The organism is Pseudomonas sp. Z3-8 (assembly GCF_051131975.1).
Classification (GTDB): domain Bacteria; phylum Pseudomonadota; class Gammaproteobacteria; order Pseudomonadales; family Pseudomonadaceae; genus Aquipseudomonas.
The window spans coordinates 259,015-273,731 of the sequence record NZ_CP071643.1; the positions used below are offsets into that span (position 1 = coordinate 259,015).

Genomic DNA, 14,717 nt, shown 5'->3' on the forward strand with positions numbered 1-14,717 from the left:
CAACATGGATGTTGAATGTGATTGCGCTATCGCGAGCAAGCTCGCTCCCACAGGGTTGTGCGGTGTTACCTGAAGTCAGGCCGCGTCGCTGAAATCGTACTTCAGTTCGTTATCCACGGCGCTGATCCGCACGCCGGCCATGGCCTTGCCTTCGAGCATGCGAGTCAGGAACTCGCGGCTCATGTCCGGCAGCAGGCTGTTGGTCAGGATGGTGTCGATCATGCGCCCGCCGCTTTCGGTTTCGGTGCAGCGCGAGACGATCAGGTCGATCACCGCGTCGTCGTAATCGAAGGCCACTTTGTGAGTGCTCTCGACGCGCTTCTTGATGCGGTTGAGTTGCAGGCGGGTGATGGCCTTGAGCATCTCGTCGCTGAGCGGATAGTAGGGGATCGTCACAAGGCGGCCGAGCAGCGCCGGCGGGAAGATTTCCAGCAGCGGCTGGCGCAGGGCCTTGGCGATTTCTTCCGGCTCGGGCACGTTCTGCGGATCCTTGCAGACCTGGGCGATCAGCTCGGTGCCGGCGTTGGTGGTCAGCAGGATCAAGGTGTTCTTGAAGTCGATCACCCGGCCTTCGCCGTCCTCCATCACGCCTTTGTCGAACACCTGGAAGAAAATCTCGTGCACGTCCGGGTGAGCTTTTTCCACCTCGTCCAACAGGACCACGCTGTACGGTTTGCGCCGCACGGCTTCGGTCAGCACGCCGCCTTCGCCATAACCGATGTAGCCCGGTGGCGCACCCTTGAGGGTGGACACGGTGTGGGCTTCCTGGAACTCGCTCATGTTGATGGTGATGACGTTCTGTTCGCCGCCGTACATGGCTTCGGCCAGGGCCAGGGCGGTTTCGGTCTTGCCCACGCCGGAGGTACCGGCGAGCATGAACACGCCGATCGGCTTGCTCGGGTTGTCGAGGCCGGCGCGCGAGGTCTGGATGCGCTTGGCGATCATCTGCAGGGCATGGTCCTGGCCGATGATGCGTTTTTTCAGGTGCTGGTCGAGGTTGAGCACGGTCTCCAGTTCGTTGCGGGCCATGCGGCCCACCGGGATTCCGGTCCAGTCGGCGACCACCGAGGCCACGGCCTGGTAATCCACGGTCGGCAGGATCAGCGGGGTCTCGCCTTGCAGGGCGGTCAGGCGCTGTTGCAGGTCGACCAGTGTCTCGCGCAGGGCATGGCTGTCGTTGTCGGAAGCTTCGCTGCCGCTCTCGCTGTCCACCAGGCCGACGCGCTCGCGCAGGGTAGCGCGAGTTTCCAGCAATTCGTCGACCAGGGTTTTCTCTTCGGCCCAACGGCTTTCCAATTCGGCCAGGCGTTCGCGCTCGGCGGCGAGCAGGCTTTCGGTCTGGGTCTGGCGGGTGCCGATGGCGATGCCGATCGCATGTTCACGGGCGATGATCTGCAGTTCGGTTTCCAGCGCTTCGATGCGCCGGCGGCTGTCGTCCACTTCGGCCGGCACGGCGTGCAGGCTGATGGCAACGCGGGCGCAGGCGGTGTCCAGCAGGCTCACGGACTTGTCCGGCAACTGGCGCGCGGGAATGTAGCGGTGAGACAGCTTGACCGAGGCCTCCAGGGCCTCGTCGAGGATTTGCACCTGATGGTGTTTTTCCATGGTCGAGGCCACGCCGCGCATCATCAGCAGGGCCTTGTCTTCCGACGGCTCGGCGACTTGCACCACCTGGAAACGCCGGGTCAGCGCCGGGTCCTTTTCGATGTGCTTCTTGTATTCGGCCCAGGTCGTGGCGGCGACGGTGCGCAAGGTGCCGCGCGCCAGGGCCGGCTTCAGCAGGTTGGCCGCGTCGCCGGTACCGGCGGCGCCACCGGCACCCACCAGGGTGTGGGCTTCGTCGATGAACAGGATGATCGGTTTGGGTGAGGCCTGGACGTCTTCGATAACCTGACGCAGGCGCTGCTCGAATTCACCTTTCATGCTCGCGCCGGCCTGCAACAAGCCAACGTCGAGGCTGCGCAGCTCCACGTCCTTGAGCGAAGGCGGCACGTCACCGGCGACGATGCGCAGGGCAAAACCTTCAACCACGGCGGTCTTGCCGACGCCGGCTTCACCGGTGAGGATCGGGTTGTTCTGCCGACGGCGCATGAGAATATCCACCAGTTGGCGGATCTCTTCGTCTCGGCCGACGATCGGGTCGAGCTTGCCGCTGCGGGCCTGTTCGGTGAGGTCGACGGTGAAGCGCTTGAGCGCTTCCTGCTTGCCCATGGCGCTGGGGGCCATCGCGCCGCTGGCCTCCCCAGGTACGGCGCCGGCGTTGAAGCCGTCGCTGGCGGTCAGGGCGTTTTCCGGCGAGTCGCCGACGTATTCGTCAAACCGTTCGCTCAGGGCTTCGACCTTGACCTTGTCGAATTCCGACGACAGGCCCAGCAGCGCATGACGCAGGCTCGGCGTCTTGAGGATGCCCAGCACCAGGTAACCGGTGCGCACCTGGCTTTCGCCGAACATCAGGCTGCCGTAGACCCAGCCGCGTTCCACGGCTTCTTCCACATGGGAAGACAGGTCGGTGATGGAGGTCGAACCTCGTGGCAGGCGATCCAGCGCCTCGGTCAAGTCGCGGGCCAGGCGTGCCGGCTCGATGTTGAACTGGCGGATGATGCGGTGCAGGTCCGAGTCCTGCAGTTGCAGCAATTGATGAAACCAGTGGGCCAGTTCCACATAAGGGTTACCGCGCAACTTGCAGAACACGGTGGCGGCTTCGATGGCTTTGTAGGCCACGCTGTTGAGTTTGCCGAACAACGCGGCGCGACTGATTTCACCCATGCTCATGGCTCCTTGAGGTCTGTGAGGTGTTGGCCTGTTCGGCGTAATGCCGGGCCAGTATTAGATCGTTGGCATCTTTTTCAGGACGTCCCAGCCAGGTGTTGAAACCCAGGCGGAAACGGCCATTGAGTTGTAGTGCGGGCACTTCGGGCTGCTCCAGGACCAGGTTCAGGTCCCAGTCCAGTTCATGCCCCAGGTATTCGGCGACCCAGGCCACCAGCTCATTGAACGGTTGGCTGCCGGGCAGCATGCCCATGTAGTCGACGAGCTTGAGCGGCCCCAGGCGAATGCGGAATTTGTGCTGGCGATCCCAAACGTAGCGGCCCAGGCAGAAGTCCACGCCCAGTTGATGGGCGCTGACACCAACGCGGCTGCGCTCCGGCAGTTCCAGCCATTGGCCGACGTATTCTTCGATTTCCACCGGCAGGCCGAAGTACTCGCTGAGGATCGCTTTCAGACCGTCCGGGTAGCGGGTTTGCGCCGACAGGTGACCGCTGTAGTGCAGCTTCGCCGTATCGGGAATCAGCCCTTGGTTGAGCAGGCTCGGCATGCCCCGGCCGCTGAGTGCCGCCAGGCGCGCCGACCAGTAATCATCGTCCGGGCGATCGTGGCTGACCGTCGGCCGTGCTTCGGCCCAGGCCCGGTAGAACAGGCTGAGCAGGCGATGATGGAAGACGTCGAGAAAGCGTTTGCTGGTGCTGTCGCCATTGTTGCGCTGGCGTTCGCGCACGTATTCGGTGATGTGCAACGGCATCGGGCCGTTGGGGCCGCCGAGGCCGAAGAAGAACTGCTCCAGGCGCGCCGGCGCACCGTCGACGCCCGGTTGCACCGAGGCCAGGGTCGCCGGCGCGAAGGTGCACTCGGCCTGTTGCCCGAGGCGCAGCGGATCATCGGCCGGGCGCAGGGAATGGCCCAGGCGCGGCAGTTCGGGGGATTCGCACTCGATGCGCCGCAACGCCTGGAAGAAGTCGTATTCCCAGGGTTCCTGGTGCATCGCTTCCAGGGTACTCACAGGGTCGGACGACGTCCGGGCTTGGCTTTCCATCGCATGATCTCGCCGCGTTCGGTGGTACGGATCACCGTCTCGGTAAAACTGTTGATCGACACGTAGCGTGCCAGGAAGCGTTCGAACACCGCGCCGAGCAGGAACACCCCGGTGCCGCGAAACGCGTTTTCATCGAATTCCAGGGTGATCTCCAGGCCGCGACCAAACACGATCGGGCCGGGCATCGGCAGGCGCCGGGTGCAGGCCTTGCTGCTGACTTCGCGCAGGCCTTCGATCTGCAATTGCAGCGCCGCATCGTTGCTGTCGCCATACAGGCGCAGCAGTTCGCGCAGGGCGGCCGCGCCCTGGCCTTGTTCGCTCAAGGACAGGTAGTTCAGCGACAGCTGGCTGATCAGCCGCCAAGCCTTGGCATCGTGGGCATGGCTGGCCCGTGGACGACTCGGTCCGGCGACGCAGCGCACCGCGCCAACCGGCGCGCTGTCGGCCAGGGTGAAGTCGGTCTTGCCGTTGCCCACGCTCATGAACAGCGGCAGGTCGCGGTTGGTGCACAGTGCGGTCACGCCCAATTGACGCAGGTCGTGGCGATAAGGCGTTTGCTGGCTGTCCACCAGGCTGACGAAGGTCTCGCTGCCGATATAGGTCGAGCGCGGGCCGTTGCGGCGCTGATCGCTGGACAGCACGCGCGGTTCGCGGCGCACCGTGTAATAGGCCTTGTCGCGGCCATAGCGGGACGGATCGCGCACGGCGTAGAAGGGCAGGAACGGCTGCTCCGGGCCGGTGCCGTGGCCGGCCAGCCCGGTCAGCGAATGCACTTCAAAATCCATCGGCCGGGTGCGGTCGGCAATCACATGATGTTCGTTGACCCGGTCCGACAAGTGAATGCGGTCCAGGCGCTTGGGGAACAGATTGATCGCCGGTGTGCAGAACGGCAGGAACTGCGCAGCGCCGACGCTGCCTTCCAGGCTCGGATCGTGGCGGTCAAACAGCACGATCAGCTCAAGCTCCTGGCCATCGCAGCGCTTGACGGCGCGGCCGAGCTGGGTGAAATCGACGAACAGGAAGCGGTGCGGCAGGGCGAAATATTCCTGCAACAGGCGATAACCCTGGAACGCCCGCGACACCACCGGCAGCGCGGCCTCGGCGTCATCGAAGCCTTGCGCGCGCAACGCATCCTGCGGCAACCGTTCGACCCAGTTGCCGCCGGGCTGGCGGGCGAACACCGCGCAGGCATTGCCCAGCAGTTGTTCGTAGAGGCGGAAGGGCTGTTCGTCGGCGCCGCTCAAGTACAGCGGCAGATTGTCCAGGGCCAGGCTGTTGAACGGCAGTTCGGCGCCGGTGCGCAGGGTCAGGCGCAGGCCGGCCTTGGCTTTCGGTTCGCTGGCGGCCAGGCGCCCGAGTACCGCTGACGGGTTGCCGAAGTACTCGGCCTGGCTGACCTGCAACGGCCACAACGTCACCGCGTGGGCGGTACGGTACTCGCAGCAGGTCTGGGATTCGCGACCCAGGGCAGCACGCAGGACGGTGTCACGGGGCAGCGGGAAACCGCTGCTCAGTGAACCTTCGTCCGGGTCGGCCTGCATCTGCACCACGGTCATCGACGGCGTCGGTGCCAGGTAATGCGGATAGGCGATTTCCAACAGGTTGTGGGTGAACGTCGGGTATTCGGCGTCGAGCTTGAGCTGCACCCTTGCGGTCAGATAAGCGAAGCCTTCCAGCAGGCGCTCGACGTACGGGTCGGCGCAGTCCATGCCGGCCAGCGACAACCGGCTGGCGATCTTCGGATATTCCTGGGCGAACTCCGCCGCGCTTTCGCGCACGTGGTGCAGCTCCTGGTTGTACAGCTCCAGCAGGCGCGGGTTCATGGGCGTCTCCGCTGGTCGGCGTTGACTACGCGCACGTGGCCGGTCTCCAGATCCAGGTCGGTTTGCAGCATCAGGCGCAGCGGCACCGGCTGCGCCCAGAGATCGCCTTCGATCTCGAAGCTCAGGGCGTTATGGTTCATCTCGGCGGTTGCCCGGGCGCGCACGCGCAGGGTGTGGCGCAAGATACGCGGCTCGAACGTGGCGATGGCCTGGTGGATCAGGGTTTCCAGCGCGGGCACATCGATGTTCGAGGCGCTGTTGCCGGCCAGCGCCGGCAGCCCGAAATTCACCACCGAGGTGCCCGCCGGGGTGTGCAGCGTGGCATCGGCGTCGAGCAACGACGTGGTGTTGAGCAGCCACGCCAGGTCACGCAGCACCGAGGCTTTTAATTGGGTAAGGGACAGCACGCGCTTGTCGGCGCTTTCCTTCGGGTTGCTCGGATCGTCGTCGGTCAGCCGGTCCAGCAGAGACGGTTGCAGACGATCGCGGGTGGCGATTTCGGTTACCACGTAAAGGGTGCCACATACATTTTTTGGTCTCCGCCGGAGCCGCAAGACGCATAAAGGCTGACCATTCCCGCCTCAAAACCTTTTGCTGTCTGACGAATAGCCTGCATTTTGCTCAGGCAGTCGCGGCTGGGGGCTGGCATGTGTTCGCTGCGCCAAACCGCGAATATAGGGATGTTGTTGAACATTTCCACGCGCAGTTTCTGCTGTTTATCCAGACTAAAGCCGCAAGGCCATTCCATGTCCAGTTTCATGCGACTCTGGTCAGGTTTTACCAGTGTGCACTGGCCTTGCTCGTCGACTAGCTTGAGCTGCTGACCAACAAAATCGGCTTGCGTGGTCAGCGTATCGGCATGCTCGGCGCATGCGCTAAGGCTGATCAGACTTGTCGCCAGGCATAGGGCGAGCAGAGGCTTGTTCATTAAATGAGCTCCCAGAACCAGACTTTCTTGGAACGGTAGAACAGGTCGCTGGTTTGGGTCAGGCCACGGTTCCATAGATCGATATGGTCGCCGCTACGACCTTCCGGGGTCTCCCCTGACTGTTGGAAACAATCCTTGAAGAAAATCAACCCGGTCTTGCCCATCAACTTCTGCCGGTCGGCGGCGCTATTGCTGAGGATGGTCGGACGTCCCAAATGGTGCTTCCACAACCAGTTCGCCAGCGATTCGGCGCCCCTGGCGTGTTCATGGGCACACTTGGGTTCGGTGTAGGTGGACTTGTTGACCTTGATGGTCTTCTCCGCATTGAGCGTCAGGCTCATGCGAATCGCGCACTGGTTTGCCCAAGGGCCGTCGCAAGGTTTCGCGTCGGGATGGGTGACCAGCAAATCGGAATAGGCTTTCCACAAATTGATAAACGCAGGCTTGGCCATGACTCAGACACCGGAAGGGAAAGGATGGGTTGCGAGCAAGCACCAAACACCCCCGGCGCGTGGCGCCGGGGGCGTGTTCGATTACACCTTGACGTTCTGACGGATGTTCCAGCCGAACTTGACCGGACCGCCTTCCTTGGTGCCGTCGGCTTTCTGTGGCTGGTAGTCCACCAGCACCTTGGCGAAGTTCAGGGTGACGTTTTCGGTCAGGCGATCATCGCCGCCCGAGCCGCCGGTGCTCAGGGACGTAATCAGCACTTCTTCCAGGTTGATGATCATGTACTCGACCTGGCTTTCGCCGCCGGCCTTGCGCACGGTCAGCTTGACCTTGTCGACGTGCTTGCCGCTGGCGCAGTGCATCATCAGGTTCGGCGAAGCCTTGTCGACGTACTTGGTCAGCGACAGGTCCTGGATGCTCACCTTGCCCGCGCCACCGCCACTGCCGACGTGCATGTTACCGGTCTGGGACATGCCCCAGCTCCAGTTCAGGACGTCGATCTCGTCCTTGTGGACCTTGTCCATGGACTCGCCCTTGATGTCGCCGATCTTGATGAAAATATCAACAGCCATGTTTTCTCCCTGTGTGGTCTTTACCACATTGTTTGGTTGACGCTGACCTTGCGAAATTACTGCTATTGAACGCTACGAAGGCGATCTCCAACCCACTGAAGATCCCCTGTGGGAGCGAGCTTGCTCGCGATAGCGGAGTGTCAGATGCAAACATGACAACTGATCCACCGCCATCGCGAGCAAGCTCGCTCCCACATTTGCCCTGTACTGTTCAGTAAATCCTTACGCGCCCTTGGCCGACGGCAGTTTCGATACCAGGCGTAACGACACGGTCAGCCCTTCGAGCTGATAGTGCGGGCGCAGGTAGAACTTGGAGTTGTAGTACCCCGGGTTGCCTTCGACTTCTTCGACGATCACTTCGGCGGCAGCCAGTGGATGCTGGGCCTTGGTGGTCTCGGTGGAGTGCGCCGGATCGCCATCGACGTAGTTGAGGATCCAGTCCTGCAACCAGCGCTGCATCTCGTCCTTCTCTTTGAAGGAGCCGATCTTGTCGCGCACGATGCACTTCAGGTAATGGGCGAAACGGCAGGTGGCGAACAGGTACGGCAGGCGCGCGGCCAGGTTGGCGTTGGCGGTGGCGTCCGGGTCGTCGTATTCGGCCGGTTTCTGCAACGACTGGGCGCCGATGAAGGCGGCAAAGTCGGTGTTTTTCTTGTGCAGCAGCGGCATGAAACCGTTCTTCGCCAGTTCCGCTTCACGGCGGTCCGAAATGGCGATTTCGGTCGGGCACTTCATGTCCACGCCACCGTCATCGGTAGGGAACGTGTGGGCCGGCAGGTTTTCCACTTCACCGCCCGATTCCACGCCGCGAATGCGCGAGCACCAGCCGAAGTGTTTGAACGAGCGGTTGATGTTCACGGCCATCGCATAGGCGGCGTTGGCCCAGGTGTACTTGGAGCTGTCGGCGCCGTCGGTGCTTTCTTCGAAGGCGAAGGCCTCCACCGGATCGGTCTTGGCGCCATACGGCAGGCGCGCCAGGAAGCGCGGCATGGTCAGGCCGATGTAGCGCGAGTCTTCCGATTCACGCAGCGAACGCCAGCCGGCGTATTCCGGGGTGGTGAAGATCTTGGTCAGGTCGCGCGGGTTCGACAGTTCCTGCCACGAGCCCATGCCCATGACGGTTGGCGAGGCGGCGGCAATGAATGGCGCGTGCATGGCGGCGCAGACTTTCGACAGCTCGCCCAGCAGTTCCACGTCCGGTGGCGACTGGTCGAAGTAGTAGTCGCCTACCAGGCAGCCGTAAGGCTCGCCGCCGAACTGGCCGTATTCTTCTTCGTACATCTTCTTGAAGATCGGGCTCTGGTCCCACGCGGTGCCCTTGAATTTCTTCACGGTCTTGTGCAGGTCGGTCTTGGAGATGTTGAGCACGCGGATCTTGAGCTGCTCATCGGTCTCGGTGTTGTTGACCAGGTAATGCAGGCCACGCCAGGCGCTTTCCAGTTGCTGGAAGTCCGGGTGGTGGATGACCTGGTTGACCTGGGCGGTGAGCTTGGCGTCGATCGCGGCGATGATCGACTCGATCGACTTGATGGCATCGTTGGACACCAGGTCGGTCTGCGCCAGGGCCTGTTCTGCCAGCGTACGCACGGCGGTCTCGACGGCTTCGCGGGCGCGTTCGGTCTTGGGCTTGAACTCTTGCAGCAGCAGCGAGGCGAACTCGCTGGTTTCTTCGGTGGCGCCCAGGTTCTGGGACTGATTGTCGCGTACCAAATCGTTCATGATCGTTTGTCCTTAAGCCTTGGGCTCTGCATCGGCGGGCTTCGGCGCGCTGGCAAGGGCCTGCAGCAGCGCTGGGTCCTTGATCGCCTTCATGATGATTTCCTCGGCACCGGTCTTGCCGTCCATGTAGGTCAGCAGGTTGGCCAGTTGAGTGCGCGCTTCGAGCAGCTTGTTCAGCGAATCGATCTTGCGGGCCACGGCCGCAGGGCTGAAGTCGTCCATGCTTTCGAACGTCAGGTCCAGGCTCAGGTTGCCTTCGCCGGTCAGTTCGTTAGGCACATGGAACGCCACGCGAGGCTGCATGGCCTTGAGACGCGAGTCGAAGTTGTCGACGTCGATCTCGAGGAACTTGCGATCGGCCACCGGCGCCAGAGGCTCCGCGGGCTTGCCGGCCAGGTCTGCCATTACCCCCATGACGAAGGGCAACTGGACCTTTTTCTCGGCGCCGTAGAGCTCGACGTCGTACTCGATCTGCACTCGAGGCGCGCGGTTGCGCGCGATGAATTTCTGAGAACTTTGCTTCGCCACGTTGCTGCTCCTGGTCGCTTGAGCGACGGTGTTGGCGTCATCGGGGGTACCTATGACGTGACTGCGTGATCCGCTCGCTTTTTATTCGCTTTCCGGGCCGCGCAGGTTTTCAAATTGACTCATGCCGTCGGGAATCAGGTTGCGTACGATTGCCGCGAAATCGGCGTGCACCAGATTCTTCGCCCGGTTCAACAGCACCGGCAGCGGGCTGGAGGGCTCATGACGGGTGTAGTACGCCAGGATCCGGTCCAGGCTGCGCAGGACGTCGTCGCGGTTGTTGATTTCTCCGGCGACGGTACTGCGCGGCGTGCTGGGTGCGCTGGCGTATTCAACCGGCGCGGCGTTGTCGGTTTCGACGGGATCGGCAAGGGCACTGTCGCCGCTCTGCGGGGCGAACTGACCGAGAATCTGCAGGGCCATCTTCAGCGGTTGTTTCAGCGGGCCGAGGTCCACGCCCTGGGCGGAACCGACCTGGTCGCTGACTTGCTGTTCGATGGACTCGGCGGCCCTGCGGGCTTCCAGCAGGGCGGCACGAATGACTTCCAACTGCTCGGGATCGCTGTCGAGCAGGGCGCCGGCGAGTTGTTCGGCGCCGAGGCTTTCATCGGGGAAACTCTGCAAGCCGCTGGCGTTGGCGGCGGCGCGCAGGCTGACGCTGCCGAACGTGCGCGAGCGAGCCAGGATGCTTTCGCGCAGCAGGCGGATGGTGACGTCCGACGTCAGGCCGGCAAGGGCATTGATTCGCACGGTGGGGTCGTTGTCATCATCGGCATCCAGGCGCGGGTGCAGGTCGGCCCAGTATTGCTTGAGCAGCTCGTTGATCAGCGTCAATACACGGGCCAGGCCGGGAATGCCTTCCAGGGCCAGGGAGCTTTGCAGCAGGAAATGGGTGATGCGCAGGTCTTTGCTGCGCGCGAGCAGGTCCAGGCTTTGCTGCTGGATGCTGCGCCATTCAGGGGGTTCTGCAGGCAGAATCGAGTCGCCCATGCTGCGCTCGGGCTGGCCTCGGGAATCGCGTTCCAGGCGCAAGAAATCCGCGTCATATTCCAGGTCTTCACCGCAAGGCGAATTCGCGGAAACGGCGGCGAGCAGCAAAGGCACATCCACTTGGATCGATCTCCCTATCACCCGCTGAAGAAGTCGGGCAGTGCACATGAAAGTTTCGGATGAAACTTCACATGTTCCTTGACCGTAATGGCGCTATAAGTGCGAGATGATCTTAAAGTGCCATCATGTATATTCAAGAAGTTGTGCATTTTTGGTGTAGTACTTATCCCTTGTCAAGGTAAGCTATTTCGCCGATGTGACAGTTGTGAGGTGCTTAACAACCCGCGCGACCGGTAGGTCGAAGCAGGCACCGAGGCAGGTTTTTTTGTCACGCAGGCCGGTTAAGATCAGCAATCATGCTGGCAAAACGCCGTTCCGGGTTGTTTGCAAGGTTTTTAGCGCGCAGCCGGGGGGCTCAGGTCCATTGTTCCGTCGGCAAAAAGAAGTAATCAGCAAGGAGGCAAGATGCCGCTGTGTTTGACTATCACTAGTTATCACAAGATTACCCCTGGACAGTGTTCTGAAAAGACCCTGAACCAAGGCGTGATGGCAATTGGCCGTAATTCCGATAATGACTGGGTATTGCCCGACCCGGAGCGCCTGGTTTCTGGACAACATTGCGTTATCCAATACAAGGACGGGCGCTATTATCTGACCGATAACAGCACCAATGGCGTCGAGTTGGTCAAGGCCGGCATTCGCTTGCGCAAAGGCAACAGCGAGCCGCTGCAGGATGGCGAAGTCATTCGCATCGGTGATTACGAGATCCAGGCGCGCGTGGATTTCAGCCTGCCGGTCACCGACAGCAATCCGTTCGCCGAAGCGCCGAGCAGCTTCGAAGCCTTGATGGGGCGCCAGGGTGCCGCCGTGAATACGCCGGCGCTGATACCCGTGGCCACGCCTGCGCATTTCCAGGGCGTGTCGTCCATGGACACGCTGCCGGACCTGTTCGACTTCCTCGCTCCGAGCAGCGTCCCTCCAGCCACCCAGCCCGATCACGTTCCGGCCGAGCAACATGATTTCCGCCCGCCCACGCCGATTCCGCGCCCGAGTCCGCCGCCAGTGGTCCAACCGCTGCCGATGACGCCTGCTCCGGTTATCCCAGATGATTGGGACCTGTTCAGCGACACGCCTGCGCCGGTTGCGCCGATTCCCGTCGCGCCGCTGCCGGAGCCGGTTTCCGTGCCGCCATTGCCGGTGATCGAGCCCGTTTCCGCGCCGCCGATTCCGCAAGTCGTTGCGCCGATCGAGCCCGCGCCGCCGCGCGAAGCGCCGGTCAGCCGCGTCGAGCCGACGGCTACCCCAACCGACACCTCTGGCCCTGACCTGCTGCAAGCGTTCCTGCGCGGCGCCGGGCTGGATCAGTTGCGCCTGGACAAAGCCCAGGCTGAGGCGCAGATGGAAAGCATCGGGCGCAGCTATCGATTGATGGTCGAGGGCCTGATCGATGTGCTGCGCGCCCGCAGCAGCCTCAAGGGTGAATTCCGCATCCAGCAGACAATGATCCAGCCGGTGGAAAACAACCCGCTCAAATTTGCCCCGAACGTCGACGAAGCCCTGCTGTTGCTGTTGCGCCACGGCAACCAGGCCTTCATGGCGCCGGACGTGGCGGTGCGCGACAGCTTTGACGATTTGCGCGCCCATCAGCTGGCGGTGATGGCCGGTGTGGAAGCGGCCATCAAGCATCTGCTGGCGCGTTTCGAGCCGGCCCAGCTGGAAGAGCGCATGGGCAAGCCCGGCGGGTTGTCGGGAATTTTCAGCGGGTCGCGCCAGGCCCAGTACTGGCAGCAATTCACCGAGCTCTACAGCAACATTTCCCGGGAGGCCCAGGAAGACTTCCAGGACCTGTTCGGTCGGGAGTTCAGCCGCGCCTACGAAGAACACAGCACGCGACAGCGACGTCGTTGAGCGGCACCGGGCCAGACAACACTTATCAAGCACACAACGGATAGCTCAAACGTCATTGAGGACGCAGGATGATTCCCAGGTTTTTACTCGCAGTCGCCGCAGCACTTGTGCTGACGGCGTGCGCCAAGGATGCGGCCGCTCCCCAGCCCGAAGAGGCTGAAGCCGACACCGCCGCCGTCGAGTTGCACTTCCACGCCATCGCCGGGCTCAACCCCGGCGCCAGCGGCCAGCCGGCGCCGGTACGGGTGCGCATTTTCGAGTTGAAGAACGCCGCCACTTTTGCCCGCGCCGACTATTTCGCCCTGGCCGAACGGGCGCAGGCGACATTGGGGGCTGACCTGATCGACCAGGACGAAGTGCTGATCCAGCCGGACCAGCAACTGAGCCTGCAACGCGATCTCGACCCGGCCACCCGGCACATCGGAATCCTGGTGGGCTATCGCGAGCTGGACCAGTCGCTGTGGCGCACGGTGATGAATGTCCCGGCGCGCCAATACACCGAATACCAGATCAGCCTCGATGTGCGTGCCGTGCGCAGCGCCGTCGTCGTCCCCCCATCCAGCCCTGCCCAATAAGCAATCGGAGCCCCCATGTCCTGGAACAATCGCGTGGTCTGGTCGGAAGGCATGTTCATTGGAACGCAGCACTTCCAGCAGCATGACCGTTACCTGGAAAACCTTATCGATTCCCGCAGCCGCCCATTGTCGGCCGGCGCCTGGGGTTTTTCCGAATTGCTGATCGATCAGGGCCTGCTGGCCCAGGGCAAGCTGGCGATCATTTCGGCCAAGGGCCTGCTGCCCGACGGCACGCCGTTCAATATTCCCCAGGACGACGTTGCGCCGACGCCGCTGAACGTTGACGACAACCTGCGAGACGGCCTCGTGTACCTGGCCCTGCCGCTCAAGCGCGCCGGCGCCCGCGACACCGTGGACGAAGGTGAACCCTTGGGCGCCGCGCGCTACGTGAGCCAGGTCTGCGAAGTGCGTGATGACAATGCGCCGTTCGAAAACCGCGCGCCGGTGGCCGTGGGTTCCCGGGCGCTGCGTTTGCTGACCGCCCAGGATGGTATCGGCGATTACGCCGCGATTGGTGTGGTGCGCATCAAGGAAAAACGCGCCGACCGCGCCCTGGTGTTGGATGAAAATTACATCCCGCCGCTGCTGGACGTAGCGGCTTCGAAGTCACTGGCAGCGTTTCGCAGTGAGCTGCTGGGCCTGCTGCACCAGCGTGGCGAAGCCCTGGCTGGGCGGGTCGTGGCCTCCGGCGCGGGTGGGGCCTCGGAGATTGCCGATTTCATGCTGCTGCAACTGGTCAACCGGGCCCAGCCGCTGATCCAGCACCTGAGCCAGCTGAGCCCGCTGCACCCCGAGCGTTTCTACAGCGAGCTGGTGAGCCTGGCCGGGGAGTTCTCGACCTTTACCGCATCCGGCCGCCGCCCGCAGGAATATCCGCAGTACCAGCACGATGACCTGGTGCTGAGTTTCACACCGGTGATGCAGGCCCTGCGCGAGGCGCTGTCGATGCTCATCGACAGCAAGGCCACGCCGATTCCGATTGTCGAGAAAGCCTACGGCATCCATGTGGCGATGCTGGCCGACAAGACCTTGCTCGACAGCGCCAGTTTCATTCTCGTGGTGCGCGCCGACGTTCCCGCCGAAACCCTGCGCGGCCGCTTCGGCCAGCAGAGCAAAGTCGGCTCGGTGGAGCACATTCGCGACCTGGTCAACCTGCAACTGCCGGGTATCGGCCTGCTGCCGTTGCCGGTGGCGCCACGCCAGCTTCCGTACCACGCCGGATCCACCTATTACGAGCTGGACCGGGGTAGCGATCACTGGCAACAGTTGAGCAACTCCGGCGGCTTTGCGTTCCACATCGCCGGCCAGTTCCCGGGGCTGAACCTGGCTTTCTGGGCGATCCGAGGATAAACCGCG

13 protein-coding genes are annotated in these 14,717 nt (G+C 62.7%); 3 read left to right on the top strand and 10 right to left on the bottom strand.

The window, feature by feature from the left end:
* Positions 1-75: 75 nt before the first annotated feature.
* The 10 genes from tssH to tssA all read right to left on the bottom strand — a co-directional run bounded on the left by tssH (position 76) and on the right by tssA (position 10,938).
* Positions 76-2,766, bottom strand: coding sequence for a type VI secretion system ATPase TssH (gene tssH / locus J3P94_RS01195; RefSeq protein ID WP_434570856.1), 2,691 nt, complete (start codon positions 2,764-2,766; stop codon positions 76-78).
* Positions 2,759-3,811, bottom strand: coding sequence for a type VI secretion system baseplate subunit TssG (gene tssG, locus J3P94_RS01200; RefSeq protein WP_434570858.1), 1,053 nt, complete (start codon positions 3,809-3,811; stop codon positions 2,759-2,761). Before tssG ends, tssH begins: the two co-directional genes overlap by 8 nt.
* The gene (gene tssF / locus J3P94_RS01205) at positions 3,775-5,634 is read right to left on the bottom strand and encodes a type VI secretion system baseplate subunit TssF (RefSeq protein ID WP_305497869.1); all 1,860 of its coding nucleotides are present in this window, start codon (positions 5,632-5,634) and stop codon (positions 3,775-3,777) included. The genes tssG and tssF overlap by 37 nt, the downstream gene beginning before the upstream one ends.
* Positions 5,631-6,143 carry a type VI secretion system baseplate subunit TssE gene (gene tssE, locus J3P94_RS01210; RefSeq protein ID WP_305497870.1) on the bottom strand — a complete coding sequence of 171 codons (513 nt, stop codon included), beginning with the start codon at positions 6,141-6,143 and terminating at the stop codon, positions 5,631-5,633. Before tssE ends, tssF begins: the two co-directional genes overlap by 4 nt.
* A complete protein-coding gene (locus tag J3P94_RS01215; RefSeq protein WP_434570861.1) occupies positions 6,137-6,562 on the bottom strand; it encodes a hypothetical protein in 426 nt (141 codons plus the stop codon). Before J3P94_RS01215 ends, tssE begins: the two co-directional genes overlap by 7 nt.
* A complete protein-coding gene (locus J3P94_RS01220; RefSeq protein WP_434570863.1) occupies positions 6,562-7,014 on the bottom strand; it encodes a type VI secretion system amidase effector protein Tae4 in 453 nt (150 codons plus the stop codon). Before J3P94_RS01220 ends, J3P94_RS01215 begins: the two co-directional genes overlap by 1 nt.
* Positions 7,015-7,095: 81 nt before the next feature.
* A complete protein-coding gene (locus J3P94_RS01225; RefSeq protein WP_186615146.1) occupies positions 7,096-7,584 on the bottom strand; it encodes an Hcp family type VI secretion system effector in 489 nt (162 codons plus the stop codon).
* A 222-nt stretch (positions 7,585-7,806) separates the two neighbouring features.
* Complete coding sequence (tssC, locus tag J3P94_RS01230) at positions 7,807-9,303, bottom strand: type VI secretion system contractile sheath large subunit (protein WP_434570865.1); 1,497 nt, start codon at positions 9,301-9,303, stop codon at positions 7,807-7,809.
* 12 nt (positions 9,304-9,315) lie between these two features.
* Positions 9,316-9,831: a type VI secretion system contractile sheath small subunit gene (gene tssB, locus J3P94_RS01235; protein ID WP_186633609.1), complete on the bottom strand. Its 516-nt coding sequence runs from the start codon at positions 9,829-9,831 to the stop codon at positions 9,316-9,318.
* An 81-nt stretch (positions 9,832-9,912) separates the two neighbouring features.
* Positions 9,913-10,938: a type VI secretion system protein TssA gene (gene tssA, locus J3P94_RS01240; RefSeq protein WP_434570867.1), complete on the bottom strand. Its 1,026-nt coding sequence runs from the start codon at positions 10,936-10,938 to the stop codon at positions 9,913-9,915.
* A gap of 405 nt (positions 10,939-11,343) precedes the next feature.
* On the opposite strand from tssA, the gene tagH reads away from it, so the two are divergent.
* The 3 genes from tagH to tssK all read left to right on the top strand — a co-directional run bounded on the left by tagH (position 11,344) and on the right by tssK (position 14,711).
* Positions 11,344-12,786 carry a type VI secretion system-associated FHA domain protein TagH gene (tagH, locus tag J3P94_RS01245; RefSeq protein WP_434570869.1) on the top strand — a complete coding sequence of 481 codons (1,443 nt, stop codon included), beginning with the start codon at positions 11,344-11,346 and terminating at the stop codon, positions 12,784-12,786.
* Positions 12,787-12,854: 68 nt separating this feature from the next.
* On the top strand, positions 12,855-13,361 hold the full coding sequence (gene tssJ / locus J3P94_RS01250) for a type VI secretion system lipoprotein TssJ (protein WP_434570871.1): 507 nt from the start codon (positions 12,855-12,857) through the stop codon (positions 13,359-13,361).
* Positions 13,362-13,376: 15 nt separating this feature from the next.
* Complete coding sequence (gene tssK / locus J3P94_RS01255) at positions 13,377-14,711, top strand: type VI secretion system baseplate subunit TssK (RefSeq protein ID WP_305497879.1); 1,335 nt, start codon at positions 13,377-13,379, stop codon at positions 14,709-14,711.
* The last annotated feature ends 6 nt before the right edge of the window (positions 14,712-14,717 follow it).